The sequence below is a fragment of the Rhodanobacter ginsengiterrae genome (genome assembly GCF_050026815.1).
GTDB classification, from domain to species: domain Bacteria; phylum Pseudomonadota; class Gammaproteobacteria; order Xanthomonadales; family Rhodanobacteraceae; genus Rhodanobacter; species Rhodanobacter ginsengiterrae.
In genome coordinates this window covers 1-1,504 of the sequence record NZ_JALBWO010000029.1, presented here as the reverse complement: position 1 = coordinate 1,504, position 1,504 = coordinate 1, and the positions used below count along the sequence as shown (strand labels likewise).

Annotated in this window: 1 protein-coding gene; it reads right to left on the bottom strand. The window is 65.6% G+C overall.

Annotated elements, in window-relative coordinates:
* Positions 1–349: 349 nt before the first annotated feature.
* Positions 350–1,420, bottom strand: coding sequence for an IS110 family RNA-guided transposase (locus ACQGNJ_RS00180; protein WP_426687227.1), 1,071 nt, complete (start codon positions 1,418–1,420; stop codon positions 350–352).
* Positions 1,421–1,504 lie beyond the last annotated feature (84 nt).

Below are 1,504 nucleotides of genomic sequence, written 5' to 3'. Positions count from 1 at the left end.
CCTTAGGAGACTTCCGGTCAACCCCGGGTGCATGATGCTTTTGCCCTGAGCTTTCGGGCCACTGCTGTCGATCGTGTTGTGCTTCGTGTTGCGTGCTGCTTGTCAGGTTGATGCGGCGTCAAACGTTGCCAGACTGCATTTCCTTAGACGGTCTTGTTGAGTCGATGTCGCCGGCTCGGACCAGGGTATAAACCGCGCCCGGAGACCTCATTCGTTCAGCGGTGTCGTCGGTGTTCGGGGATCGGCCGAAGCACGTTGGGACGTCCAGAATGTTAGTCAGGTTCTCTCCGGGTGGGTCTGACCCGTTGTTGCCGCGTTGCGCTGACGGTGAATCGAAAGAAGAGGTTCCTCAGGCGAGCTGGGCGGGGCGATGCATCGGATGGCGCTGGCTGGCGCAGGGATCGTAGTCCGCGTCGTGGGCCAGCATCACCCACAGCTGGCGCGCATGCTTGTTGGCGATGGCGACCAGCACCTTGCCAAAGGACAGCCGCGCCGCCAGGGATCGAATCCAGAGTTGTTCGGGCGTGGCCTTTTCCGTGGCGACCGCCTTGGCCCGTTGCAGGCTGCTGCGCGCGCCCTGGATCAACAGCGTGCGCAGGTAGCCGTCGCCGCGGCAACTGATCGCGCCCAGCCGCGTGTGGCCGCCGCTGGAGTGCTGGGTCGGCACCATGCCGAGCCAGGCCGCCAGTTGCCGACCGTTGCGGAATTCCTGCGCCTTGCCGAGGCTGGCGATCAGGGCATCCGCCGTGAGTGCGCCGACGCCGACGATCGCGCGCAGCCGCACGCAGCGCTCGTCATCGCGCGCATGGGCTTCGATGCGTGCATCGCACGCGTCGAAGGCCGTGCGGACCTGCGTCCAGTGGGCGTCGACGCTGCGGATCAGTTCCTTGAACTCCGCCGGCAGCGCGCGGTGTGCATCCAGATCGGCGAGCACCCGGCGCAGCGCCTTGTCGCTCTTGCCCATCACGATCCCGAACTCCGCCAGCAGGCCGCGCAGGCGGTTGCCGATCGCCAGACTCTCCGCCTTGTAGCCTTCGCGCACCCGGTGCCACGACAGCCGCGCCTGCTGGTCGACGGTCTTGATCGGCACGAAGCGCATGTTGCCCTGGCGCGCCGCCGTGGCGATCGCCTCGGCGTCATTGCGGTCGTTCTTGCTGCGCTGGCTCTTGCGGTACGGCTTGACCAGTTGGGCAGCCATCAGCCGCGGCTGCAACCCGTACTCCATGCAACGCCGCGCCCAATGATGCGCCCCGCTGCACGCCTCCATCGCCACCACGGTCCCCGCCGGTCGCTGTGCCAGCCACAGGGCAAACGCCTCACGCTTGAACTCCCGCCGCTCCAGCACGTGCCCGGCGCCATCCATCGCGCACACCGAAAACACGCTCTTCGCCAAGTCCACACCCAGGGTTATAGTGCTCATGGAGACTTCCTCTTCTGTTGACGGTTGTGTTGCAACACCATCATGGCCCTCGAGGCCAAAGGGGAGGAAGTCTCTTTTTACTCG

What these genes read in the sequence shown, in the direction of transcription:
- ACQGNJ_RS00180 (WP_426687227.1), bottom strand. Translation starts at nt 1,420, where the DNA reads ATGAGCACTATAACCCTGGGTGTGGACTTGGCGAAGAGCGTGTTTTCG.